The sequence below is a fragment of the Photobacterium sp. R1 genome (genome assembly GCF_054600795.1).
The window spans coordinates 1-232 of record NZ_BAAHZP010001044.1; the positions used below are offsets into that span (position 1 = coordinate 1).

Annotated in this window: 1 protein-coding gene; it reads right to left on the bottom strand. The window is 45.7% G+C overall.

What is annotated here, in order from left to right; genetic code table 11:
* On the bottom strand, positions 1 to 232 hold a 232-nt coding region (locus ACYP03_RS28245; RefSeq protein WP_459782970.1), incomplete at both ends, for an ABC transporter substrate-binding protein.

Genomic DNA, 232 nt, shown 5'->3' on the forward strand with positions numbered 1-232 from the left:
AGGTAAAGTATCGCGCCAGGCCAGTTTGTTTAGCTCGTTATTCAGTGTGTCAGGCGAATAGGAAATGAAAGTTTGCCAGGCTTTATCAGGGTGATTGATGAGATACTGCGTGGCTTTCTCTATGGCGAGATTAAACTTTTTCAGATCGTCGGCGTTATACTGGTTTTTATTGGCTACCACCACCAGTTCGTCGTAGGGAGGCACGCCATGTTCTTCCGGGAAGAAAGATTTT